Genomic DNA, 22,052 nt, shown 5'->3' with positions numbered 1-22,052 from the left:
GACAGTCCATGGTTTCGGTCCACACGGAGACTCCCTCCGGCCGCTTGCCCTCGCGTGGGCGACGGACACCGTTCGTCCCGAAAACTCGTGCCCGTCAGGAACGCTCGGTCCGAGAACTCCGCCCGCGTGGGGCGGTTGATCCGGGGCTTACTCCTCAGTCGACACAGCTTCTGCCCTCGGTGTGTCGTCCACGCTCGCGTGGTCGGGGCCAAAGTACTTCGTCCAGATGACGAGCAGACTTGGCAAGATGAGGACGCTCGCGAGGAACGCGTAGATGATCGTCAGACCGGTGATGATGCCGAACTGCTGGAGTGGTGGCAGGATCGCGAACGCGAGCACGCCAAAGCCACCGACCGTCGTGGCGGCGCTGCCTAACAGCGCACCGCCAGTGCCGGTGACGGCGGTCTCCATGGCGTCCCACATCGTCTCGGCGCGTTCGAGTTCCTGGTTGTACCGCTCGCTGAGGTGGATGCTGTAGGCCACCCCGAGCCCGACGGTCAGGCTCGTGATCATCCCCGTGAGAATGTTGAACGGGATATCGAGCAGGTACATCGTCCCCAGGATCCAGCTGACGCTCATCACGACCGGGAGCAGTGTGAAGGCACCCAGCGAGGCACTTCCCTCCGTGATGCGGTACGTGAACATCAGGAAGGCGAAGACGGCAACGAGGGTGATGAGCAGACTCTCGATGACCGTCTGGAGGAGCTGATCTTGAACGATCTTGAACAAGATCGTTTGGCCCGTCGCAGTGGTAGTGAGGCGCTCACTGTCGACTGTCTCCGCGATGTCTCGCATCTGAGTCGTCACTGCACTGCCTGAGGTGCCACCTTCCACGGAGATGACCATCCGCACTGCCTCGTAGCCGCTGTCCGTCCGGTGGATGACGCCAGCAGCGGGTTCCGGTGCGATCGCGAACAGGTCGTCGAACACCGCGTTCACATTCTGATCGGGCACACCGTCACCGTTCGTATCGGCTTGTCTGAAGGTGGCGTTGAACGTCTCGTTGTCGGCCGCGACCGACTGCATGACCGACAGCGGACTCCGAATATCTGGCTCCCCATCTGAGAGCACCTGGACGTTCGGTGCTACCGAATCGTTGCCAGCAGCCAGGCGTGCATCGTGTACTTCCCCGATCGCCTCGCTCGTGGCGACCGGCCCTTCGATCAGGATCTGTGCCTGGGAGTCTTGGCGCAAGAAGTTCTGGTTTACGTACTCGAGGTTCTCTTTTGCGGAGTACTCGCCGGGCTTGAACGGCTCTGGGAGATTTTTCGACCAGTCTGGCGGATCCTCGGCCAGGAAACTCTCCTGATCGAAGCTCGTATCGACTTGTGACCCACCGACGGCACCGGCCGCACTGAGCAGGACCGCACCGATGAGCAGGAGGTACGGCGCCTTGCGTGCCGCCGTCGCACCGATGCTGAGCACGGAACTGAACCGTCCACCACCGGTTCCAAAGGCGGGCTTTTTGCGGTCGAACCCGCGGCCTTCGAGGAACTCGTCGATTTCGACTTTCAGTGCGGGGATCAAGATCCCGAACACGAGCAGTGCGGCCACGATCCCGACCGAACTCACGATACCGAAGTCCTGAATCGGCGGCACCGGACTCGTGAGATTCGAGAGGAAGCCAATGGCTGTCGTCGCTGTTACCCAGACCAGCGCGACACCGACCCCAGCTAGCCCGACGCCCATCGCGCCACGCACACTACTGGCGGTGTGGTCGTTGTGGCGCTCCTCACGGTGGCGCATGAAGGTATGGATCGCGTAGTCGATGCTCAGCCCGATCAACAGCACCGGGACGGCGATGAACATCTGATTGAACGGAATATCGGCCCAGCCCATGAACCCGAAGGTCATGATGAGGACAGCACCGATCCCGACGACTCCGAGGAGAATGTCCAGGACGTCCCGATAGGCGACAATCAGGGCTAGGACGACGAACAACAGTGCAAGTGGCCCCACGATGGCCAGAGAGTCTGTCATCGACCGGTTGATCTCGTCGGATATCTTCCCCGTGCCGAAGACGATCGCGTCGTCGTTTTCGGTGGCCGCCTCCGAAAGGACTGTCTCCATCGCGAGTTGAGAGTCCATCAGTCGATCACTGACAGCACCGGCCGAGCGCTCTCCACCGGAGGTCTGGGTGATAAGCCACATCGTGGCGTTTGCGTTCGGACTCCCGGGCTCGTACCCGGTCGGCATGAACGCGAACGCCTGCCCGCTCCCACCGTTTTGGCTCAGAATTTGACCGAGGACGGCGTCGATTTCGGACTCGTTCATCGAAGCGAGTTGCTCACGCTGGGCGGACAACGACGCGGCACTCGCGTTCTCCAGCTGTGACTGTCGTGTCTGGAGCTCTGCACCGACTGACTTGAGCCGTTGTGCTTTCGATTCGAGGTCGTCGGTCCGGTCTGTGAGTGCCGTCCGATTGCGCTGTAGTTGCTGGTATTCCGAGCGCAAGACACCCTGGGTTCCAAGCGTGTAGGCTGCTTTACGCTGTGACTCGTTCGTTGCGGCCCGGAGTTGCTGAACCGATCGATTGAACGTCGAAAAGTGCTCCTCGTCCAGCGTCACCGTCGAGTTCGCGTCGACCTGCTCGAACAGCGTTCGTGCGTCCGCCGCGGGCCTGCGCTGGATTGTCTGGAGGGCGCGTTGGAGTCTCTTTGCTGTCTCGTTGAGTCGGACAGCGCGTTGTTCGAGCTGTGTGGCCCGTTTTGCGATCGCTGTCCGCTCGCGCGTGACTGTCCTGTTCAGTCGCTCGAATTCGGCTGCGGTCGTCCGTAACTGCTGGCCAATCTCCGCTCGGATGCCGGCCGTCGCGACGATGTTGGGAATACCGACAATCGCATTTTGCTCGGCCAACGTCCCGTTGACTGTCTCGTTTTCGCGGAGTTCGGCCTGCATTGCCAGCATCTCCGTCAGTGAATCCTTATCGAGGACGTTCTCGTCCCGGATGATTGCCTGTACTGACGTCGTATTCGACTCTCCTGCGGAGAAATTCGTCTCTATGTAATCTAGCTTCGCTGACTCCGTTGTTTGGCCCTGAAACTGATCCAACGACGACGATTGTGATACCTGTGTTGCGCCGGCACCGACGGCGACCGTCAACACCAACAGCACCACGATCGCGACCTTGCTGTGCTCGATTACTTGCTCGAACAGTCGGTCACTGAGTCCCACTGTCTGGCCTCCGTACACTGTCTGCAGTCATTGTCTGTTCTCGGACTGACTAAACATTTAGTCAGCATATATGTGACGGTCTCGGAAGCCGTGACGACATTGCATGTGCGAACAGTTCAATCAGTACTCTATCACCACAGTATAGCCGTCCAGCGTCTCTATCGCGCCTGTTTCCGTTTCGTCTGTCGCCCGGTTCCTGCCCGGTCCCGTGGTCGTCTCTGTCGTTGGGTTGCCGGCCCAAGTTCTTTCGCGCCACACGGTTCATTACCTACTGAACAGTTAGTTAGTATGTGGGTTGTCGGCAACGCTGCCGGGATGTGTACCCGAGGATGGGGAGCGTACTTGGTTCGCCAACCGTGGATACGGGTTCGAGGAAGGAAACGTTCAGACACAGGATCGAAGTGTGGTAGCACTTAGCTAGTGGGGTGGGGGGACATCCCCACGCTCTGTGCACCGCCACTCGTGACAAGCCCAACAGCAGTGCAGGTCGTGACCGGCCGACAGAACGTGATCCCGTCGGTGAGGGGCGGGAGGGGGTTCATGCCGACAGTGACTGTGTAACGAGCGCGAGAATCACTTGCTGACTGTGTTTCCCTCCGTAACTTACTGACTGGTTGGTCAGTATCAACTTTTTGGTTCAGTTTCGGGTACGACGACTGGGAAGACTGCTACTTTCGGGTCGACTGATGAGTCCCTCACGGCAGACTCCCAGCGTGGCGCGATACTTATCAAGCAGTCAAAACAATTAATTGCGTGATCTCGCTATCTCTCTGTAGGATGGAACATTCTCCGCAAGCCCCCACAGATGGCCACGACGAAATCATGGGTGCGACCTATCGAGCGTTGTGTGAGTACGGGTATGCGGATCTGACGATCAAACGGATCGCCGAGGAATACGGCAAAACCACTGCGGCGATCCACTATCACTACGACACGAAAGACGATCTCCTGTTGGCGTTTCTCGATCACATACTCGGCGAATACGTGAGTACGCTCCACGAGGTACAGGCGACCGATCCCAAGGAACGCCTCGAATTACTCGTCGACAAATTACTCATGGACCCGCGGGACCACCACGATCTTCTCGTCGCGCTCGCCGAAATGCGCAATCAGACCCTCCACAAGGAATCGTTCAGTCTCCGGTTCACGGAGACTGATCAATATATCAGCTATCTCCTCGAGACGGTCATCGAGCAGGGTATCTCTGCGGGAGTCTTTCGCGACGTTGAGCCGGCACACGTCGCTCAGACCCTTCTCATGATCGTCAACGGCGCACGTGCGCGCTCGATCTACTTAGACGAAGACAGCATCGTGGCTGATGCGAGACAGGCCGTTGACGAGTATCTCTCGGCACAACTATTTGTCGAGAGTCCTTCGAATAGCCACTAGACCCACTCGGCCCAGCTGTCAACTCCTCGCCTGTCGGTGGATGTCTTTCTCCCGATCGGGAGGCCGGGTACAGATAGTGAGACACGAACGCTCGCGTTGTCCAGCGAGCTGTCGCAGTTAGAATACCTGGCCCGTTGCCCAGTATCGTCTCGTGTATGCTGCCAATCTCCGCAACGCTTAAATATTTACTAACTAGTTAGTAACTGCTATGCGAGGGATGCAGCACAAATGAGTCTGTCACGGGGCAGCCTCGTGAGTTCGGCCCGAGCCTGGAACCAGGGTGGGCGTCTGTACGTCGCTGTCGGTCTGGCTACTGCTATCCTGTCACTCGTTCTCGTTCCATCGCTCGGCCTGATTGCCGTCTACTGTGGGTACAAACTGTACACTACCCAGCGAAGAACCGCCCTCGCCCTACTGGTCTCGGGGCTGGGCGGCTTTGGATTCCTGTGGTGGGTCGTTTACCTCAGTACTCTGTGATCACACCAATGGTAGTTGCTTCCTCTCCCGAACCGGACCTCTCGTGGTGTCACGACGCCCTACAGGGAGTTTCCCGGACATTTGCTCTGACAGTTGACGTCTTAGCGGAGCCGATGTCGTCACAGATCTGTGTGGGGTATCTCTTGTGTCGCGTGGCCGATACTGTCGAAGACGCCGATCACATCCCGCCTGCAAGGCAAGCGTCTCTCCTGAGAACGTACGGAGCTGCGCTCGACCCGGCCAGTGACGAGACGATACTGGCGTTCCGAGACGCTGTCGACAAGTGGCTGCCGGCCCCGGCCGATCGCGGTCCTGACTGGACCGTCGTCGCGCGTTCCCCGACAATCCAGGCGACGTTCGCTACTCAGCCAGCATCCGTCAAGCGAGCGGTTGTCCCGCCTGTCCGGGAAATGGTCGACGGGATGGCAACGTTCGTGCAACGATATGAGGCTTCCGGCGGACTCCGTCTCGTCGATCGTGCTGAACTCGAGGAGTATTGCTATTATGCTGCGGGGACTGTCGGCAAGCTCATCACCAACTTACTGACGCGAGACGGAATCGAACAGACTCCTGCTCGGACGTTGGACGAGACAGCGATCGATTTCGGACTCCTCTTGCAACTGGTGAACGTCGCGAAAGACGTCTACGACGATTACACGACAGAGAACAACGTCTACTTGCCCGCCGAGTGGCTCGCAGCTGCGGGGATCGAGCAAGAGACGATGCTCGAGGCGACCAACCGGAAAGCAGCTGCCCAAGTCGTCGAACGGACTGCCGCCCACGCGTCGACATTTCTCGACGATGCTGCAGACTATATCGACGCAATGCCACTCACTCACGGTAACACGATCGCTGCGTGGTCGGTCCCATATCTGTTGAGCGTGGGGACCCTTCGAGAGTTGCGGGACCGTCCCGAGGACGCATTGACCGATGGCGGAGTGAAGATCTCTCGCCAGGAAGTGGTGGCGATCGTGGACGCAGCGACCGAGGCTGGGCGGGATTCGATCCCCGATCTTCGTCGCACTATTGCCGAAACGCCGTACCACCTCGCTGTTGACTGATACTCATCTCAGTGCCAAAGAGCACCAAACTTGCTCCTCCGTGGCGTGTCTCTGATAAAACGGCTACCACGACGTGCCGTTCTATGGGTGACGAACGCTCTCTGGACTCTTCGCTGTCCCAACTCCGGGTAGGACGGGAATACAGCGGTAAACGGTCCGATCTTCGTTTGTGCTGTGGGGGGTCGGTCGTCGATTTGGCCTCGGTCTCGACGTCGAGTGCATCGAGGCTCGTGTACCGCTGGACGCGAACGACGACACAAGTAGTACGCCCGTGCCTGGATTCTCTCTCACCCGTCTCGTCCCCTAGTCGGATAGTAGCGTGGAACCGTTCCCGTAGACTCGTTCGGCAAATAGTAGCCCGACTAGCGCGAAGATAATGATCGCATACGAACCAGCGGCGAAGACGGCATCTTCGAGTGTGGGATACTCGCTCGTTCGGAAAATGATAACTTTCCTGACCATCGCGATGACGCCGGTGTAAATAACGAGCTGGACGATGCGTCGCGTGTCGTTCTCCTCGACGTATGCAAGCACCGTTTGGTACACTTCGACGATGATCAACAGGAGCAGGCCAGTGTCGATGAACCCAATGACGACGAGTGGATCGGTGATGCTCCCCGATTGTACGGCTCCGAATATTTGGAGTATCAGATCGACAACCCCTATCGCGAAGAGGCCGGCAAAAACAGTTGCGGCGGCCAGTTCGACCCCATGGACGAATCGCCCCATTACGTTCGAGTACCGTTCTGCCAACGACGTCGAGAGTCCGGGTTCAACACTGTCCGAAGAGTGTTCCGTGGGGGGCTGGTCAGCACTGCTCATCTATGTCGACGGCACGTTCCCGTCGGGCAGTCGGCTGTTCATTCACTGAACTGTAAGAGCGCCAGACACATATACAGTTGGCCGTCGCGACAGCACCGTCGTCGGGTACACCCTCGATACGATAGCTGCGGGCAGCAAAAGCGTGTCCCTCCGGAGACCATCCCATTGTAGCCGACATATTCTCCTAGCGTGTGCTGATGTCACCACAGTTCAGACGAGTCGTTCGATAAACGAATTCACCGTTTGGACCTCGTCGTCGTTGATGGCGTGTCCGAGTCCGTCGTAGCGTCTGTACCCCACGTCTCCATCGGTTCGACGGCTGTCTCTCTCAGTTATTAATGCCGCCGGGACAAAGGAGGGTTCACAGTGTTGTACGATCACGTCTCCGGCCTCGAACTGGAAATACAGGCCTACGAGCTCGAACAACGCGAGCGGGACACGTCCAGTGGCTTCACCCGAGCGACGACCATCGTCTCGTTACACGGCAACGGCGAAACCGGGCGTGGCGAGGACGTCACATACGACAACGACGCACACGAAGCCCTACGCGCTTCTGCAGCGGACTTCCCTATTACGGGAGAATACACCCTCGACGCGTTCTCGGACCAGGTATCTGAGATCGATTTATTCCACGGCACCGAACCGAACCAGTCAATCTTCCGTAATTATCGACAGTGGGCCTTGGAGAGCGCCGCGCTCGATCTCGCATTGAAGCAGGCCGACACGGACCTCGCCGACTGTCTCGGCCGCACGTACGATCCAGTTCGATTCGTCGTAAGTACACGTCTGGAGGACCCGCCGACCGGCGACGTCGTGCTCGACTGGCTCGACCGGAACCCCGAGTTGGAGTTCAAACTCGATCCGACATCGGAGTGGACAACAGCAGTCATCGAGCGCTTCGCGGCAACCGACGCTGTCCGAACACTCGACCTCAAAGGACAGTACCACGGGACGACGGTCGATCAGCCTGCCGACCCGGAGCTGTACGAGCGAATCATCGAGGGCTTTCCCGAAGCATTCATCGAAGATCCGGAACTGAACGAGGTGACGCGACCACTGTTCGAGGGACACGAGGCACGCGTAACGTGGGACTACCCGATTCGAGGCGTCGAAACCGTCGAAGACCTCCCTTGGGACCCGGAGTGGCTCAACATCAAGCCATCCCGATTCGGCTCGATACAGTCGCTCTTTGACACTATCGACTACTGCCACAACCAGGAGGTTCAGATGTTCGGCGGCGGACAGTTCGAACTCGACGTCGGACGCGAACACATCCACGCGTTTGCCTCGCTCTTCTATCCCGACGCACCAAACGACGTGGCTCCGAAAGCCTACAACGACCCCGACCCGAGCGGTGAGCTGCCGACGAGCCCGCTCGCCCCGCCAGAAACAACCGTGGGCCTGTCGTGGGGGACGGACGAATCGCAGGTATCGGAACGGTAGAATGTGGCCCCGTCCACGCTGTACGCAGTCACTGCCCGACGAACGTCATCAGCACGGATTTGAGAGCGGTAACAAGAGGACACTGAATCGAGACAAGCGGGAGACGCCCGTCACCCACCGATTGACTTTCTGAATTGCCACCTGCTTGGTTGTACGCGACTCCCGGTGGAAATCACCCGTCGTTCGACTATCGAACGAGCGCAACTGCGCTGCGTTCGATTGGCGGTTTATTGCGCCGCTATCGGGCGATTACACCCCTCGGAAATATGGGCGCTGCAGGATTCGAACCCCACTCGTTCCCGTTCGCTCGCTACCTCACGGCTCCTCCGTTCGGCTTTTCGAGGTCGCTTTGAGACCTCGCACTGCTCGTTCACCTCCCACTCCCTGCCTCAAATCCTCGGCTGACGCTCCTCACCGCTCACTATCGTTCGCGCAGAATTTACGGGCGCTGAGAGATTTGAACCAAATGGAGACGGTCGCTCACTTCGTTCGCGCTGCGACTCCCCGGGTTCAAATGCCTCAGATGGCGCATTTGCTGCTCACAGTTTGTTCGCAGCGAAATGCGACGGGCGCTGAGGGATTTGAACCGAACCCAGACGTGCTTGCTCCGCTGCGCGCGACTGGCAGGGTTCAAATCCGCAGTGCCGGTTCGCTCGACGGTTCGCATCGCTCACCGTCTCACTGCACGGGCGCTGAGGGATTTGAACCCACGACAGCTTGGTCCGAAGCCAAGTACTCTGTCCAGGCTGAGCTAAGCGCCCTCCCGGTTACATCCACACAGTAGGTACCCACTGTAAAAAATGTCTCTATCCAGTTCGACGGTATGTTTTTCCATACCGCACCCCCAGATACAGGCATGCCAACTGACGACCAACTGCAAGAATTACTCGATACGACAACTACTATCGCCGTCGTCGGGTGTTCCTCGACGCCCGGCAAGGATGCCCACGAGGTCCCGAAATATCTCCTCGCTGCTGGCTACGACGTCATCCCGATCAATCCCTTCGCCGAGGAGATATTCGACCGCGACGCGTACGATTCACTCGCCGACGTCCCCGACAAAATTGACCTCGTGAACGTCTTTCGCCCGAGCGACGAAGTACCCGAAATCGTCGACGCAGCACTGGATCGCGAAGACGAGCCAGCAATCTGGCTCCAGCTTGGCATTACCCACGATGGGGCTGTTTCGCGTGCCGAAGACGCCGGTCGGCGGGTCGTCCAAGACCACTGTTTGAAGGTCCAACACCAGCGACTGCTCGCCTGAGGCGACGTATTATTCGGCTGTTTCCTCGTCTCCCTCGTCGATCGCTTCGGCCTCGGGCACCGTGTCGGCGTCTTCGATGTGGGCATCCGCGACGATCGCGTCGACATCGAGGCCCTGTTGCTCGGCCAGCGCTTCCAACAACGCTCGTTGCTCGGCGAGATCCTGTTCCATCTCGTCGACCTGTGTGCTCGTCGTTTCGAGCTCTTCTCGGAGGGATTGGATCTGCCCCCGGAGATCGTTCATCTTCTCGTAGAGGTCCTCTGCCATGCCGGTGACTTTCTGGAGCTTCTTTGCGGTGTCGCCAAATCCCATGCCCCTGGGTTGTCACTGCCGGGTTGTGCGCTTTTCGGTCCGCGGAACGTCGCCATTAAGGGGGCGTCGATCACACGCTCAGGCATGGAGCGAACCAGTCTGGCCCCGCTCGTGGGTGTACTCGCGTGTCTGGCTTTCCTCTCGACACTGGCAGTCCCGTTTCAGTCTGCCGGGGCCGGCCTCTACTACGAGACGGGCGCGGTGAATCCACTCCTCGGTGGCTTGCTGGCCTTGATTGCGGTGATCGTCTTTGCTGCTGGCCGCCAAGGACGGACAGATCCTGCTCTCGCAGCCGGAGTCACGCTGGCACTCGGGCTGTTGGCGGCTGGGATGGCGGTCGCCTGGGCGCTGACGGCCAGAACTGATGTGCTATCGATCACCCGGTACCATCGTCACGCCCTCGTTGTGACGGCCAGTACAGTGCCACTCGTTGCGGCCTGGTATGCGCGAGAACTTCGCGTCTGGTGAGTGGTCACCACTTTCGTCGTGGCCGAAACACAGTTCCGAGCCGAAAGGCCCTTATGGACAACCGGAGTACGATCAAACCGGACTAGGCCGGGCGGTTAGGCCCCGCTCGTCACCCGCGCTATGGTCTTCAGCGGGGGCCAAATCCCGGGGGCGTCCGGACAGACGGACGCGGGCCCCGTTAGCCAACGTCGAAGCCTCGTCCTACGGGGGTAGCGGTCGACACCGAATCGCCTGCAGGGGCGTGCCGGTGTCGTTAACCGAGGGCACTCCGCCAGGCGCGGAAGCGAGCAGCGGACCCTCGGACACCTGCCGCTCGCAGGGTCGCGGGGTGGAGGAGGCACGCGGGACTCCCCACGTCCGAACGCCGGGCCATCCCGGCTGTCCACATTCATCCGGAATTATACGTCTCGTAGTACTATCTCACGGCGTCTCCGACAGCGACTGCTGGTCAGGGATCGTCCTGGTATCGGTCCGATGGAATCGACCGGCGTCGTCCACGACCGAACAGACGCTTCCAGAACGCTCGCTCGTGTGGCCGTTCGGCGAGTGCGACCGAGCACTCGACATCGTTGACGACCTGCAGGTGCAACGAGCCAGTGACCAGCCGAGCCAGCAGCCCGCGCTCGGTCGCGCCGAGCATGACCAGCGTGTGATCCTCGGCTTCCCGTTCGATCGTTCGCTCGACGTCCCCGGCGACGACCAGTTGATCGGCGGCTTCGAGATCGTGCTCGGCGGCCCACTCGGCAAGGAAACGCTCTCCCGCATCACAGTGGCGTTGGTCGTCGACGACGTGCAGTAACGTGACTTTGGCGTCGCTTGCCGCCTGGAGTATCTTGGCGATTTCGGCCGACAGCGACGAGTCTGGACCACCTGCAGTCGGCACCAACACTCGTGAACAGTCCAGGCCGCGATCTTTCAGGATCAAGAAATCACAGGGCAGTCTGTTCGTCAGTTCGTGTACCGGCTTTTCGGCCCGGGCACTGTCCCAGAGTTTGTCCTCGCCCCAACCGAGTACAACCAGGTCGGGGCGGGTTCGCCGTGCCCGATCGAACACTTCCTCTAGAGAACGCGTCGAGACGATCGTCGACGTCTCGAAGCCGACGTCGTACTGCTCGCCGACACGTCGGACGTCTTCTAGTAGCCGATCGGACTCTTCGAGGATGCGATCGTGGCGTTCTTCGTCGCTGCTGACGTGGCCGGGGGTCTGGACGACGTGAACCGCATGAACTGTCCCCTTCTCACGAGCGGCGGCGAACGTGCATGCCAAGTGCACGAGCTTCGTTTCCGTTCGTGGATTCGTGATCGGGACCAGAACACGGTGGGAATCTGGATCGCGGACGATGTCTTCGACTGTGTCGACGATCGGCACGTACGATCGGCCTGCGAGGTTCCCCAGTACCCACTCCCGGATCGAGAGCCTGCGGACGTGTTCGAAACGGTCGACTTCGAGGCGTCGCTCGCTCGTCTGATAGTAGTTGACGATCGTCACGAGCACGATCCCGCCGACCGTGTTGCCGATTGCAACCGGAACGACGAACTCCGTCATCGCGACGACAACGCTCAAATCACCCGCCAGAACCGTGTAGATCGACTCGGTGAACGAAACGACGACGTGAAACAGGTTCCCCAGCGGGATCGCCAGGAACGCCAGGTAGACGATGACGAGTCTGGAGACGGTGTCCCGGACAGCAAAGTCGAGCCAGACGACGCCAGCGACGATGAACCCGGCGAAGGCACCCTTGAAGAACAACGAGACGATCGGCGTCTCGACGCCCTTGTGGGCCAGATCGACCGCGACCGCTGCGGCTTCGGGGCTGAAAACGCCCCCGTAGGCGAGGACGACTGCACCGGCCGCGCCGCCGGCGAAGTTACCGATCAGGACGATCAGCCAGTGGCGCAACAGTGTCGGGATCGAAACCAGGCGTTCGAGCGTCAGTGCTACCGGCGGGAGCGTATTTTCGGTATATAACTGGTAGCCACCGATGATGATGTAAATGAACCCGAGCGGGTAGAGCATCACCGCCGCGATACCGCCGTCCGTCCGCGGGTACAGCGACGCGTACAGCAAGAACGTGACCGTGATCGCGAACCCGGCCGCCAGCGCGCTGAAAAACAATTCCCGCACCCCGGAGGTCACCTCGTGATCGGCGTCGGCGACGATCCGCTGGAATACTTCGTCGGTAGAGAACCGATCCGGGATCACCTCACCCTGCGTCGGCACGTCGGTGTCTGCCGGTTCGCTGGGTACTCGATCGGGTTCGGCCATGTCCGATCCCGGCACGGCAGCCCCAAGAAAGTTCGCTCTCGGCGGGCACGTCGACAGTGGCGTCCAGTTGCCAGCCAGCGTGGGGTTTCAGCTCTCGAGTTCCCCGATGGCGGCTCCGTCTGCCAGTTCCAGTTCGCCCCCGATCGTACGGTTCGGATACGGGATGTCGATTCCCGCTTCGTCGAATCGCTCCTTGACAGCCTGGACGTACTCACCGCGGGTTTTAACGAAATCGCCCCGGCTCGGCTCCGAAATCCAGATGCGCGATTGCAGGCCCACCGAGGAGTCGCCGAGTTCGACGAGACGCACCGACGGTGCGGGATCGTCGAGGATTTCGTCGTGGGCCTGTGCTTCCTCGACGATGATTTCCGTCGCTTTGTCGATGTCGTCGTCGTAGCCGATCCCGAAGACGAACTTCAGACGGAGTTGCTCTTTGGCGACCGGATTCTTGATGACGCCGTCGGTCAGGGTGGAGTTTGGGACCGTCAGGAGTTCGTTGTCGAAGGTCCGCACGCGCGTCACGCGGAGGCTGATATCCTCGACGACGCCGCTGCGGTCGTCCCATTCGATCCAGTCGCCGATGCGGAACGGTTGGTCCGTGAAGATGAACACGCCGGCGACGAAGTTCGCGATCACGTCTTGCATAGCGAACCCGATCGCAAGCGTCGCGGCCGCGGCGATCGTCGCCAGCGCGGTGAGGATGTTCCCGAACCCCGCAAAGGCAAACGCGACCGCAATGGCGACGAACACGACCAGAGCACCGGTAAGCTTCTTGATCGGCGTTCGCGCGTGAACGTCCAGATCTCGGGCCTTCAACACACGGTTTACCAGTGGGACGACAGTCATCCGACCGAGGAGGTAGACGCCGACCGAGACTAGGACGAACGTGACCATCGCCCCGATCACGTCGGCATAGGGTACGTTCGCGCCCTCCAACAAGCGCGCGATGAGCCCGGAATCAGCCTGTAACACGACAGAGCCGAGGAGTGTCATCCTTGTAGTACCGCCATGTGGCCTCGTGTCTCGACAACGGTGCCCTCAACGTGGTCGGCGAGTTCGGTCGCGAGTGCTTCGACGTCACCCTCTCCACGGGCGGCTCGAAGGAATTTGACTTTCACCAGGTCCCGGTCCGTGAGTTGGTCGTCGAGTTCGTCGGCGACGGCATCCACGCCGTGTTTGCCGACCCAGAGAGTTACATCGAGTTCGTGCATCGCGTTGCTCGGAGTTACGTCACTCATGTCACCGATGTTCGGACTGAACGCGTTTTAAGCTTAGCCAAGCGCGAGTCCTCCCGCGGGAGCCAGTATCGTTCACTGGCTGTCAGCGTACGGGTATCGGGCCTGGCTACCACACTCACACGTCACGACGACGTGGCCAGATTGTGTCCGAACCCGGGCGTTTCGGCCCGGACACAAATAGGCATCACAGCGATCACAGACGAACCGCTCGAACGACGCCGGCAGAGACAGCCGGTGGCGTTCCGCGACCCGACGTGCTCGACGAACGCACTCTCGTGCGCGGTCGGGGTGGTCCGTTCGGGCCGCCTCGCGGGCTTGCTCGGCCAGCACCTCGATCCGCTCGGCGGCGATCGTTGCGTCGTCACTCATCACGGCCACGTAGCGTCGTCGCCGGGTTAGGGGTATCGGTCGACGCCGGGCGTATCACAACGCATTAATCGATCCTCGGCCAAATTCGGTCCAATATGGCACTGCCGTCTGTCGGCGCGTTCACGGATACGTACTTGCCGACGGTCAACGGCGTCACCTACACCGTTCAGGCCTGGCGGGACCGCTGGCGGGACCGAGGCGGTGATATGGCGATCGTCTACCCGGATGCCGACGACTACGAGCCGGACGACCGCGAGTACCCCGTCCGGAGTCTGCCGTTTCCCTTCTACGAGGGCTTTCGGATGGGCGTCCCGCGTGTCCCCGAGGCGATCGGGGACGTGGACCTCGTCCACGCCCACACGCCGTTCGGGCTCGGTATGAGCGCGATGCGGGTCGCCCGCTCACGGGATCTCCCCCTGATCGCGTCCTATCACACGCCGACCAGCGAGTACGCGGCCTACGTCTCACTTGGCGATCGTGTCGAACGGACGGTCAGACGGACCGCCACGAGCTACGAGCGGTGGTTCTTCGACCGTGCCGACGTCGTGATCGCGCCGAGTGACCGTGCCCGCGACCACATTGTCGAGACGGTCGATGTCTCGACGCCGGTCGAAGTCGTGCCCAACGGCGTCGACGTACAGCGATTGCAGCCGGTCGCCGGTGACGACTTTCGGACACGATACGACCTCCCGACCGACCGTCCGCTCGTCGGATACACGGGTCGTCACGGCTACGAAAAGTGTCTCTCGGATATTATTTCTGCCACTGACGGCATGAACGTAACTGTCGTTTTCGGTGGTGACGGCCCGGCCCGTGACGACATCGAGGCCCGGGCCGAGGCTGCAAACGTCGACGTCCGCTTCCTTGGCTTTCTGCCACGTGAGGAGTTGCCCGCTTTCTACTCGGCACTGGACGCCTTTGCGTTCCCGAGCCCTGTCGAAACGCAAGGTCTCGTCGCGTTAGAAGCCAACGCCTGCGGGACGCCGGTTGCCGGCGTCGACAGTGGGGCGCTGGCAGACACTATCGAGGATGGCGTCAATGGCTACTCGTATTCCCAAGGCGATATCACCGGCTTCCGCGCAGCGATCAACCGCGTGCTCGCCGAACAGGACACGCTCGCTGAACAATGCCTCAGCCGACGCGAGACCATCAGCATTGATCACGCCGTAGATCGCTTGACAGACGTCTACGAAAGTGTCCTCGAAGACGACTAGCGCTTTCAAAGGCCGTCCGCCGAGGCTCGGCCTCTCCTTACTTGGCTGGGACTGTTGTTCGCTCACAACACTACGCCAGCGCGCTCCCAGCCCGGATGATCGTCCGCTCACGCGACCACCTTTTTCCGCTCGGGTCCGCACGGCGGACCTCTCACGCAAAAACGTGGGCGAAAAAACCGCACCACCCGTTCACAACACTACGCCAGCGCGCTCCCAGCCCGGATGATCGTCCGCTCGCCGAATGCCGGACCGATCACCTGTACTCCGACTGGCAGTCCGTCGTCTGTCTCGCCGGCCGGCACGGAGATCGCTGGGAGGTTTGCGAGGTTGACTGGCGTCGTGTTGGCGTCTGCGAGGTACATTTTGAGGGGATCGTCAAGACTCTCGCCCCGTTCCATCGGCGGGACTGGCATCGTCGGACTGGCCAGGACGTCCGCCTCCGAAAGGGCCGAATCAAAGTCTTCTTTCACCCAGGCGCGGGCGTCCTGGGCTTTCTTGTAGTACTTATCGTGATACCCCGCCGAGAGTGCGTACGTCCCCAGGAGGATCCGCCGCTTGACTTCTTCACCGAACCCGTCCTCACGGGCCGTCGCGAAGGTCTCGTTCCAGTTGCCGTCGTAGCCGCCCGAACGGCCGTATCGAACGCCGTCGAACCGTGCCAGGTTCGAGGAGGCCTCACTCATCGCAATGACGTAGTAGGCTTCGACAGCGTGCTCGACGGAGGGAAGATCGACCTCGTGGTAGCTCGCGCCTTTCGCTTCTAACTCGTCGATGGCGTCCCAGAAGGTCTCGACGACTGCCTCGTCGGCACCGTCGAGTAGCTCCGTGGGAATCCCGATCTCTAATCCCTCGACGTCGCCGTCGGCTGCGTCGGCGAAGGCGTAGTCCCGGCGGCCGTCGGGGTCTGGACCGCCGATCTCGTCGGTCGCGTCACGGGTCGTCGCGTCGTGTGGGTCCGGTCCGGCGATGACTTCCAGTAGCTCGGCCGCGTCCTCGACGGTCGGCGCGATCGGGCCGATCTGTTCTAAGGAGTTGGCGTAGGCGATCAGGCCGTACCGAGAAACGAGTCCGTAGGTCGGCTTGATCCCGACGACGCCACAGAAGGCGGCCGGACATCGCACCGAGCCGCCAGTGTCACTGCCCAGCGCGAGATCGGCCTCACCTGCGGCGACGGCCGCAGCCGATCCACCCGAAGAGCCGCCAGGGACGTGCCCCTCGGCAGCGGGATTTTCTGTCGGACCGAAGTTCGAGGTCTCCGTGGTCGTCCCCATCCCGAACTCGTCCATGTTGGCCTTGCCGGGAATCGTCGCCCCGGCTGCCTTCAGGCGCTCGACGACCGTCGCATCGTAGGGCGGTACGTAGTCTTCGAGCATCGCAGAGCCAGCCGTCGTCCGGACACCTTCCGTCGAGATGTTGTCCTTGACGGCGACGGTTCGACCCGCGAGGGGGCCGTCGTCTGCACCCTCGATCGTCTCCTCGGTGATGTAGGCGTTGTTGCTCATGAGACGTTTGGCCCTTTGAAGAAGCCGTCTTCGCTGTCAGGTGCGTTTTCCAGCGCTGCATCGCGGTCGAGACTCTCGGTTACTTCGTCGGGACGCATGACGTTGGTCAGCTCCGCGCTCGGTTCGACTTCGGGGACGTCATCGAGCGTCTCGAAGTACGAGAGAATGTCTGCAAATTGCTCGGTGAATCGCTCGCGCTCCTCCGGGTCCAGATTCACCCGCGCGAGATCCGCGACGTGCTCGACCTCCTCGGGATCGACGACCGATTCGCTCATATCCTCTCGCTGGGTGGGACCGCCACTAAGGGTTTCGAAACGGTGGATCCCGAATACGACACCGACTATCCGGCGATGGCTGCCGGTTTTGGCCGACCAAAGAATTTAAGTTCTCCCCGAAAAAACACAAAGACGAGCGAAACCGTTCTTCGGGCCTCCCGCCCGTTACGTACTCGACCAATGTCAGATACGACCCTCAGAAGTTACGAGCAAGCGAATCAGCAAGAGACTACCGAGGACGAACAGGAGACCGAACACGTCTGTCCGGAGTGTGGCGGTTCACTCCGATCGGACTCCGAACGCGGTGAGACGGTGTGTAGCGAGTGTGGACTGGTCGTCGAGGAAGACGAGATCGACCCCGGCCCGGAGTGGCGCGCTTTCGACGCCAAAGAGAAAGACGAGAAGTCCCGCGTCGGCGCGCCGACGACGAACATGATGCACGATAAGGGCCTCTCGACGAATATCGGCTGGCAAGACAAAGACGCCTACGGCAACTCGCTGTCCAGCCGTCAACGCGAGAAGATGCAGCGCCTCCGGACCTGGAACGAACGCTTCCGCACCAGGGACTCCAAAGAACGCAACCTCAAGCAGGCTCTTGGCGAAATCGACCGCATGGCGAGCGCACTCGGCCTGCCCGAGAACGTCCGCGAGACCGCTTCTGTCATCTATCGCCGGGCCTTGGACGAAGACCTCCTGCCCGGTCGCTCCATCGAAGGTGTCGCTACGTCCTCGCTGTATGCCGCTGCCCGTCAGGCGGGCAACCCGCGAAGTCTCGACGAGATCAACAACGTCTCCCGCGTCGAGAAAGACGAGACGGCCCGAACGTATCGGTACGTCGTTCGGGAACTCGGCTTGGAGGTCCAACCGGCCGATCCCGCAAGTTACGTCCCCCGGTTTGCCTCCGACCTCGGGCTCACCGAGGAAGCCGAGCGCCACGCCCGTGACCTCCTGGAGAACGCCAAACAGGAAGGCGTCCACTCCGGAAAGAGCCCCGTCGGACTGGCCGCTGCGGCCATCTACGCTGCTTCACTGCTGGCCAACGAGAAGGTGACCCAAAACGAAGTCAGCGAAGTCGCGAACATCTCCGAGGTCACGATCCGCAACCGCTATCACGAACTGCTCGAAGCCAAGGAAGGCATCAGGGCGAGCTGAACGCGTCGACGAACGTCCGCTCTTCTGAGGTCCACTTCGGCAGGTTCAACTCGGTTGCCCTCTCGGCCGTATCCATGGAAACGACCCGCCATTTCGTCGCGACAGTCTACGTCGTCCACGACGGTGAGACGGCCCTTCACGAACACGAGAAATTAGAGATGTGGCTCCCGCCTGGCGGGCACATCGATCGAGACGAACTCCCTCACGTCGCTGCCAGTCGCGAGGTACACGAGGAGATCGGCCTCGAACCGGATCTCATCGCCTCCCAAGGAGACCTCGAATCAGCCACGGCCGAAAGCATCCCCCAGCCACAGCACTTCCTGCTCGAGGACATCAACGTCCACGATGGCGAAGTCGGTCACCAGCACATCGACTTCATCTTCTACGGTGAACTGAAGAACCGTGCTATCGACCCTGCAGATGGCGAAGCGCCGCCCGAGGCCTGGAAGTGGTTCTCGCCGTCTGATCTCGAGGCCGCGAGCGACAGGCTGGCGGATGACGTCCTAGAGATCGGCAAACAGGCGATCGAAACAGTCGACAATCAGTAAGGGCAGGACGGACAACACTACGCAGCGTCAGTTCTCGGCAGCAGGAACCTCAATCTCACCAGCGTCCAGTTCGGCCTCGACCTCGCGGGCGGCCTCGGCGAGGTTAGCCATCTTCTCGTAGGCGACCTCGCGTGGCAGCAGTTTGACGCCACAGTCCGGCGAGACAGTCAGACGCTCGGGCGGTACGATTTCCAGTCCCTTTTTGATGTTCTCCTTGATCTCCGCCACGGACTCGACGTCGGTGTCGTGGACGTCGAGGACGCCCAGCGCGAGATCTTTCGTGAATTCGGGCTCTTTGAACACGTCGATCTGCTCGAAGTCGCCGTTGGCGAGTTCGAGGTCGAACTCCTCGACGGGGTATTCGAGCATCTCGGGGTAGATCCGCGAGTAATCGCCATAGCAGACGTGCAGACCGAGGCGAACGTCTTCGGGCACGTCGTCGGCGATCCGTTCGAGGGCCTCGCCGACGATGGCGTGGTCGTCGGGCGTCGTCGCCAGTGCCGGCTCGTCGATCTGGATGTACTTCGCGCCGGCCTCGACGAGTTTTTCGATTTCTTCGTTGACAAGATCGGCCAGGGCGTACGTGAGTTCCGCCTCGGAGTCATAAACTTCGTTGAAACTCCAGGATGCCAGTGTGTACGGCCCGGTGATCGGGACCTTCACCGGCGCGTCGGCGACCTCGGTAGTGAACTCGTACTCATCGACCAGCCACGGCTGGTCGTACTCGACGTTCTCGACGACGCTTGGCTTGTCGAAGTAATTGTGGCCCCAGACCTTGACGCGGCCGTTGAACTCGTAGCCAGGAATGCGCTCGGCGAAGAATTCGACCATCTCGTTGCGCCGCATCTCGCCGTCAGTGACGACATCGAGACCCGCGCGCTCGTGCTCGTCAGTGATGATCCGAGCGGCATCGTCTTTCGACTCTTCCCACTCCTCGGCGTCGAAATCAGCGTCCTCGTCCTCGAAGAGTTCGCGGGCGCGGTCGTGCCACTTTGGCTTCGGGTACGAGCCAACGACTGTCGTCAGCAGGAAGTGGTCGTTCTCGTGGTCGTCCGGTCGGAATTGCTCGCGTGTGTTGCTCATAGGGACACCTCCTCGTTTGCCGCCGAGGCAAGCGCGTCGAGTTTGGCCTCGGCCTTGTTGACTGGCAGGTAGAACAGTTCGGTGTTTGGCGTCGCGTAGATCGTTTCGAAGTCGTTGACCGTCTCTGTGCCGAACCACTCGATGCGCTCACGGATCTCTTCGGGCGTCTCCAGCAGTGTGTTCTGGCCGTCGACCAGTCCGAGGGCCACACTCTCTGTCGTCCCGTACTCGTTGACGTTGTAGATCGTCTGTTCGTGATCGCTAACCAGGTCGTACCCCAGGGCGTCGACGTCGGCGTCGAGCAGATGGGCGTGAACCTTCTCCTCTAGGGCACCCCAGTAGGTGTGGACGACGACTTCGGCGTCGATCGCGTCTGCGACGGTGTCGATGGCGTTGCTCGCCCGCTCGTCGTCGCCATCGCCCGGCGGGTCGGTCACGAGCGACGGTTCGAGGAGGAACAACGTCTCCACGTCGGGGAACTGTTCGAGTTCGCCCGCGAGGAACTGCGCGACGCCGTCGAGCAGCGCCGCGTCGTCACCGTAGTACTCGTCCGAAGCGAGTTCTGCAAGCGAGTACGGCCCCGGCAAGACTGCCTGGAGTCCCTCGTCGACGAGTTGGGCAGCCCCATCGAGTTCGCCGGCGACGTCGCCGTCCGGTGTCAATTCGCCCTCGATCACCGGATCGCGATAGAAATTGTTGTTGTCGTAATATCGCACGATGCCACGAGTATCGACGTTGTCGTGGACTGCGAGCGGGTGGGCGAGCATGTCGTCCCAGCGCAACTGTCCCTCGACGATCCGGTCGAGACCAGCCGTCTGCTGGCGATCGACTACTTCCTCGCGGGCGCGATCGTACGCTCCGGTGATCGCGTTGTTCTCGTCCCCGCCGATGAGATCACTCTTCTGGTGGCCTTTCAGGTCTGCCAGATCGTCTTTCGCCCAGTCTGGCAGCGGATACAACCCCGGTGTGGTCGCTACTATCTCTGTCATTACATCCGGCTATGGAATGAGGGCCTTTAATATTTCTCATTCAAATTAATGCGCTTGGGTTATAAAGTACCGTCGACCAGTTCGTGTCGGTCAGAAATAAATCGGTACTTTCATGATAGACCTCGCCGAGCGTTTGTCTAACTGTGGTAAACGCGACCGTCGGACGAGCGTATCAGACGTACTGCCCGAAGTGTGGCGCTGCGGGGGCGGATACAGGTGACGACGACACCTATTCGTTTATGTGCACCAACAAATCGTGTCGACACACGTGGGCCGTGAGTTCGGACTCACGCACTGCTACGGGAGTTAGACACGAGTGACACGGGGCAGCGTCACTGCCAGTCGCTTCTCGGGAGGGGATTCCCGGTCCGTGGTGATAGGGGAAGTACGTTCGTCGATCGCTCGCCGACTACAGTGACTAAGGCGGTCGGGAAAAGGACTACCGGTCCGGGCGGACCCGTGACTATTTCATTGGTTGGCCGTTAGACGAGCCTATCATGAGCCACCACGAAGACTCCGCCGTCAGCGAGAGTGTCGAGATGTATCTCAAGGAGATATACATCCTCTCGCGGGACGGCGATCCCGCCAGGACGGGCGCGATCGCCGAGCGGCTGGCTGTCTCCCCGCCCAGCGTCACGCAGATGCTGTCTCGACTTCAAGAGGACGGACTTCTCGACTACGAGAAGCGACGCGGAGCCATCTTGACCGACGAAGGCGAGCGCCAAGCGGCGGATTTACTGGCCAAACACTGTCTCATCGAGCGGTTCCTCGTCGACGGGCTGGACGTCACTGAGGGGTTTCACGAGGAAGCCTGTGAACTCGAACACGCACTGAGTGACGACGTTGCTGCCCGGCTGACCAGATACGTCGACCGCTGTGAGGAATGCCCGGACTGTTATGACGCCGACGCAAAGCACTGTCGGCATCTGGATGCCAGTGCAGACTAATCGCACTCGCGTCGCAACTGTTTTACCGGCCTCGAGAAGCAATCGAGGGCGACGACGGC

21 protein-coding genes, 1 tRNA gene and 1 other RNA gene are annotated in these 22,052 nt (G+C 60.7%); 11 read left to right on the top strand and 12 right to left on the bottom strand.

Going from position 1 to position 22,052, the window contains the following annotated elements; all coding sequences use genetic code 11:
* Window positions 1-147: 147 nt before the first annotated feature.
* Window positions 148-3,174, bottom strand: a complete 3,027-nt coding sequence (locus FR699_RS05365; protein ID WP_154551418.1) for an MMPL family transporter — start codon at window positions 3,172-3,174, stop codon at window positions 148-150.
* Between the two features lie 777 nt (window positions 3,175-3,951).
* Here FR699_RS05365 and FR699_RS05360 point away from each other — a divergent pair.
* From FR699_RS05360 to FR699_RS05350, 3 genes are all read left to right on the top strand, one after another.
* On the top strand, window positions 3,952-4,563 hold the full coding sequence (locus FR699_RS05360) for a TetR/AcrR family transcriptional regulator (RefSeq protein WP_154551420.1): 612 nt from the start codon (window positions 3,952-3,954) through the stop codon (window positions 4,561-4,563).
* Window positions 4,564-4,791: 228 nt separating this feature from the next.
* Window positions 4,792-5,040: a hypothetical protein gene (locus tag FR699_RS05355; RefSeq protein WP_158854574.1), complete on the top strand. Its 249-nt coding sequence runs from the start codon at window positions 4,792-4,794 to the stop codon at window positions 5,038-5,040.
* Window positions 5,041-5,048: 8 nt separating this feature from the next.
* A complete protein-coding gene (locus tag FR699_RS05350) occupies window positions 5,049-6,101 on the top strand; it encodes a phytoene/squalene synthase family protein (RefSeq protein ID WP_154551422.1) in 1,053 nt (350 codons plus the stop codon).
* Window positions 6,102-6,404: 303 nt separating this feature from the next.
* Here FR699_RS05350 and FR699_RS05345 read toward each other — a convergent pair whose 3' ends face one another.
* Window positions 6,405-6,923, bottom strand: coding sequence for a phosphate-starvation-inducible PsiE family protein (locus tag FR699_RS05345; protein WP_158854572.1), 519 nt, complete (start codon window positions 6,921-6,923; stop codon window positions 6,405-6,407).
* Window positions 6,924-7,289: 366 nt separating this feature from the next.
* Between FR699_RS05345 and FR699_RS05340 the strand changes: the two genes are divergently transcribed.
* On the top strand, window positions 7,290-8,366 hold the full coding sequence (locus tag FR699_RS05340) for a hypothetical protein (RefSeq protein ID WP_158854570.1): 1,077 nt from the start codon (window positions 7,290-7,292) through the stop codon (window positions 8,364-8,366).
* Between the two features lie 686 nt (window positions 8,367-9,052).
* Here FR699_RS05340 and FR699_RS05335 read toward each other — a convergent pair.
* Window positions 9,053-9,127 (bottom strand) — tRNA-Arg (locus tag FR699_RS05335).
* 95 nt (window positions 9,128-9,222) lie between these two features.
* Here FR699_RS05335 and FR699_RS05330 point away from each other — a divergent pair.
* Complete coding sequence (locus FR699_RS05330) at window positions 9,223-9,630, top strand: CoA-binding protein (RefSeq protein WP_154551425.1); 408 nt, start codon at window positions 9,223-9,225, stop codon at window positions 9,628-9,630.
* Window positions 9,631-9,639: 9 nt separating this feature from the next.
* Here FR699_RS05330 and FR699_RS05325 read toward each other — a convergent pair whose 3' ends face one another.
* The gene (locus FR699_RS05325) at window positions 9,640-9,942 is read right to left on the bottom strand and encodes a DUF5798 family protein (protein ID WP_154551426.1); all 303 of its coding nucleotides are present in this window, start codon (window positions 9,940-9,942) and stop codon (window positions 9,640-9,642) included.
* Window positions 9,943-10,026: 84 nt separating this feature from the next.
* Between FR699_RS05325 and FR699_RS05320 the strand changes: the two genes are divergently transcribed.
* Together FR699_RS05320 and ffs are read left to right on the top strand one after the other, a co-directional pair.
* Complete coding sequence (locus FR699_RS05320; RefSeq protein ID WP_158854568.1) at window positions 10,027-10,410, top strand: hypothetical protein; 384 nt, start codon at window positions 10,027-10,029, stop codon at window positions 10,408-10,410.
* A 75-nt stretch (window positions 10,411-10,485) separates the two neighbouring features.
* An RNA gene (gene ffs, locus FR699_RS05315) (signal recognition particle sRNA) lies at window positions 10,486-10,798 on the top strand.
* A gap of 60 nt (window positions 10,799-10,858) precedes the next feature.
* Here ffs and FR699_RS05310 read toward each other — a convergent pair.
* The 4 genes from FR699_RS05310 to FR699_RS05295 all read right to left on the bottom strand — a co-directional run bounded on the left by FR699_RS05310 (window position 10,859) and on the right by FR699_RS05295 (window position 14,283).
* Complete coding sequence (locus FR699_RS05310) at window positions 10,859-12,676, bottom strand: formate/nitrite transporter family protein (protein ID WP_158854566.1); 1,818 nt, start codon at window positions 12,674-12,676, stop codon at window positions 10,859-10,861.
* An 87-nt stretch (window positions 12,677-12,763) separates the two neighbouring features.
* Entirely contained in the window at window positions 12,764-13,669 is a 906-nt protein-coding gene (locus FR699_RS05305) for a mechanosensitive ion channel family protein (protein ID WP_158854564.1), read from the bottom strand.
* Window positions 13,666-13,914, bottom strand: coding sequence for a YhbY family RNA-binding protein (locus FR699_RS05300; RefSeq protein WP_154551430.1), 249 nt, complete (start codon window positions 13,912-13,914; stop codon window positions 13,666-13,668). Before FR699_RS05300 ends, FR699_RS05305 begins: the two co-directional genes overlap by 4 nt.
* Before the next feature lie 72 nt (window positions 13,915-13,986).
* Window positions 13,987-14,283 carry a ribonuclease P protein component 4 gene (locus FR699_RS05295; protein ID WP_158854562.1) on the bottom strand — a complete coding sequence of 99 codons (297 nt, stop codon included), beginning with the start codon at window positions 14,281-14,283 and terminating at the stop codon, window positions 13,987-13,989.
* Between the two features lie 95 nt (window positions 14,284-14,378).
* Here FR699_RS05295 and FR699_RS05290 point away from each other — a divergent pair, with 95 nt between their 5' ends.
* Complete coding sequence (locus FR699_RS05290) at window positions 14,379-15,497, top strand: glycosyltransferase (RefSeq protein WP_158854560.1); 1,119 nt, start codon at window positions 14,379-14,381, stop codon at window positions 15,495-15,497.
* Between the two features lie 197 nt (window positions 15,498-15,694).
* Here the strand turns inward: FR699_RS05290 and gatA are convergent, their stop codons facing one another.
* Both gatA and gatC read right to left on the bottom strand, forming a co-directional pair.
* Complete coding sequence (gatA, locus tag FR699_RS05285; RefSeq protein ID WP_158854558.1) at window positions 15,695-16,999, bottom strand: Asp-tRNA(Asn)/Glu-tRNA(Gln) amidotransferase subunit GatA; 1,305 nt, start codon at window positions 16,997-16,999, stop codon at window positions 15,695-15,697.
* Window positions 16,996-17,274 carry an Asp-tRNA(Asn)/Glu-tRNA(Gln) amidotransferase subunit GatC gene (gene gatC, locus FR699_RS05280; RefSeq protein WP_154551434.1) on the bottom strand — a complete coding sequence of 93 codons (279 nt, stop codon included), beginning with the start codon at window positions 17,272-17,274 and terminating at the stop codon, window positions 16,996-16,998. Before gatC ends, gatA begins: the two co-directional genes overlap by 4 nt.
* A gap of 180 nt (window positions 17,275-17,454) precedes the next feature.
* Between gatC and FR699_RS05275 the strand changes: the two genes are divergently transcribed.
* Both FR699_RS05275 and FR699_RS05270 read left to right on the top strand, forming a co-directional pair.
* Entirely contained in the window at window positions 17,455-18,426 is a 972-nt protein-coding gene (locus tag FR699_RS05275; protein WP_154551435.1) for a transcription initiation factor IIB family protein, read from the top strand.
* 74 nt (window positions 18,427-18,500) lie between these two features.
* Window positions 18,501-18,974, top strand: coding sequence for an NUDIX hydrolase (locus tag FR699_RS05270; RefSeq protein WP_158854556.1), 474 nt, complete (start codon window positions 18,501-18,503; stop codon window positions 18,972-18,974).
* A gap of 27 nt (window positions 18,975-19,001) precedes the next feature.
* Here the strand turns inward: FR699_RS05270 and FR699_RS05265 are convergent, their stop codons facing one another.
* Both FR699_RS05265 and FR699_RS05260 read right to left on the bottom strand, forming a co-directional pair.
* Window positions 19,002-20,057: a methionine synthase gene (locus FR699_RS05265; protein ID WP_158854554.1), complete on the bottom strand. Its 1,056-nt coding sequence runs from the start codon at window positions 20,055-20,057 to the stop codon at window positions 19,002-19,004.
* On the bottom strand, window positions 20,054-21,046 hold the full coding sequence (locus FR699_RS05260; RefSeq protein WP_158854552.1) for a 5-methyltetrahydropteroyltriglutamate--homocysteine methyltransferase: 993 nt from the start codon (window positions 21,044-21,046) through the stop codon (window positions 20,054-20,056). Before FR699_RS05260 ends, FR699_RS05265 begins: the two co-directional genes overlap by 4 nt.
* A gap of 497 nt (window positions 21,047-21,543) precedes the next feature.
* Here FR699_RS05260 and FR699_RS05255 point away from each other — a divergent pair, with 497 nt between their 5' ends.
* Entirely contained in the window at window positions 21,544-21,993 is a 450-nt protein-coding gene (locus FR699_RS05255; RefSeq protein ID WP_154551439.1) for a metal-dependent transcriptional regulator, read from the top strand.
* Window positions 21,994-22,052: the final 59 nt, after the last annotated feature.

It is taken from the genome of Halorhabdus sp. CUG00001, from assembly GCF_009797925.1.
Lineage (GTDB): Archaea > Halobacteriota > Halobacteria > Halobacteriales > Haloarculaceae > Halorhabdus.
Note: the sequence above shows the minus strand (reverse complement) of the source record. Positions and strands in the feature narration are given on the sequence as shown.

Bases quoted from the DNA above. Each gene is read 5' to 3' on its own strand.
- FR699_RS05360 (WP_154551420.1), top strand. From the start codon at position 3,952: ATGGAACATTCTCCGCAAGCCCCCACAGATGGCCACGACGAAATCATG.
- FR699_RS05355 (WP_158854574.1), top strand. From the start codon at position 4,792: ATGAGTCTGTCACGGGGCAGCCTCGTGAGTTCGGCCCGAGCCTGGAAC.
- FR699_RS05350 (WP_154551422.1), top strand. From the start codon at position 5,049: ATGGTAGTTGCTTCCTCTCCCGAACCGGACCTCTCGTGGTGTCACGAC.
- FR699_RS05345 (WP_158854572.1), bottom strand. From the start codon at position 6,923: ATGAGCAGTGCTGACCAGCCCCCCACGGAACACTCTTCGGACAGTGTT.
- FR699_RS05330 (WP_154551425.1), top strand. From the start codon at position 9,223: ATGCCAACTGACGACCAACTGCAAGAATTACTCGATACGACAACTACT.
- FR699_RS05325 (WP_154551426.1), bottom strand. From the start codon at position 9,942: ATGGGATTTGGCGACACCGCAAAGAAGCTCCAGAAAGTCACCGGCATG.
- FR699_RS05320 (WP_158854568.1), top strand. From the start codon at position 10,027: ATGGAGCGAACCAGTCTGGCCCCGCTCGTGGGTGTACTCGCGTGTCTG.
- FR699_RS05310 (WP_158854566.1), bottom strand. From the start codon at position 12,676: ATGGCCGAACCCGATCGAGTACCCAGCGAACCGGCAGACACCGACGTG.
- FR699_RS05305 (WP_158854564.1), bottom strand. From the start codon at position 13,669: ATGACACTCCTCGGCTCTGTCGTGTTACAGGCTGATTCCGGGCTCATC.
- FR699_RS05300 (WP_154551430.1), bottom strand. From the start codon at position 13,914: ATGAGTGACGTAACTCCGAGCAACGCGATGCACGAACTCGATGTAACT.
- FR699_RS05295 (WP_158854562.1), bottom strand. From the start codon at position 14,283: ATGAGTGACGACGCAACGATCGCCGCCGAGCGGATCGAGGTGCTGGCC.
- FR699_RS05290 (WP_158854560.1), top strand. From the start codon at position 14,379: ATGGCACTGCCGTCTGTCGGCGCGTTCACGGATACGTACTTGCCGACG.
- gatA (WP_158854558.1), bottom strand. From the start codon at position 16,999: ATGAGCAACAACGCCTACATCACCGAGGAGACGATCGAGGGTGCAGAC.
- gatC (WP_154551434.1), bottom strand. From the start codon at position 17,274: ATGAGCGAATCGGTCGTCGATCCCGAGGAGGTCGAGCACGTCGCGGAT.
- FR699_RS05275 (WP_154551435.1), top strand. From the start codon at position 17,455: ATGTCAGATACGACCCTCAGAAGTTACGAGCAAGCGAATCAGCAAGAG.
- FR699_RS05270 (WP_158854556.1), top strand. From the start codon at position 18,501: ATGGAAACGACCCGCCATTTCGTCGCGACAGTCTACGTCGTCCACGAC.
- FR699_RS05265 (WP_158854554.1), bottom strand. From the start codon at position 20,057: ATGAGCAACACACGCGAGCAATTCCGACCGGACGACCACGAGAACGAC.
- FR699_RS05260 (WP_158854552.1), bottom strand. From the start codon at position 21,046: ATGACAGAGATAGTAGCGACCACACCGGGGTTGTATCCGCTGCCAGAC.
- FR699_RS05255 (WP_154551439.1), top strand. From the start codon at position 21,544: ATGAGCCACCACGAAGACTCCGCCGTCAGCGAGAGTGTCGAGATGTAT.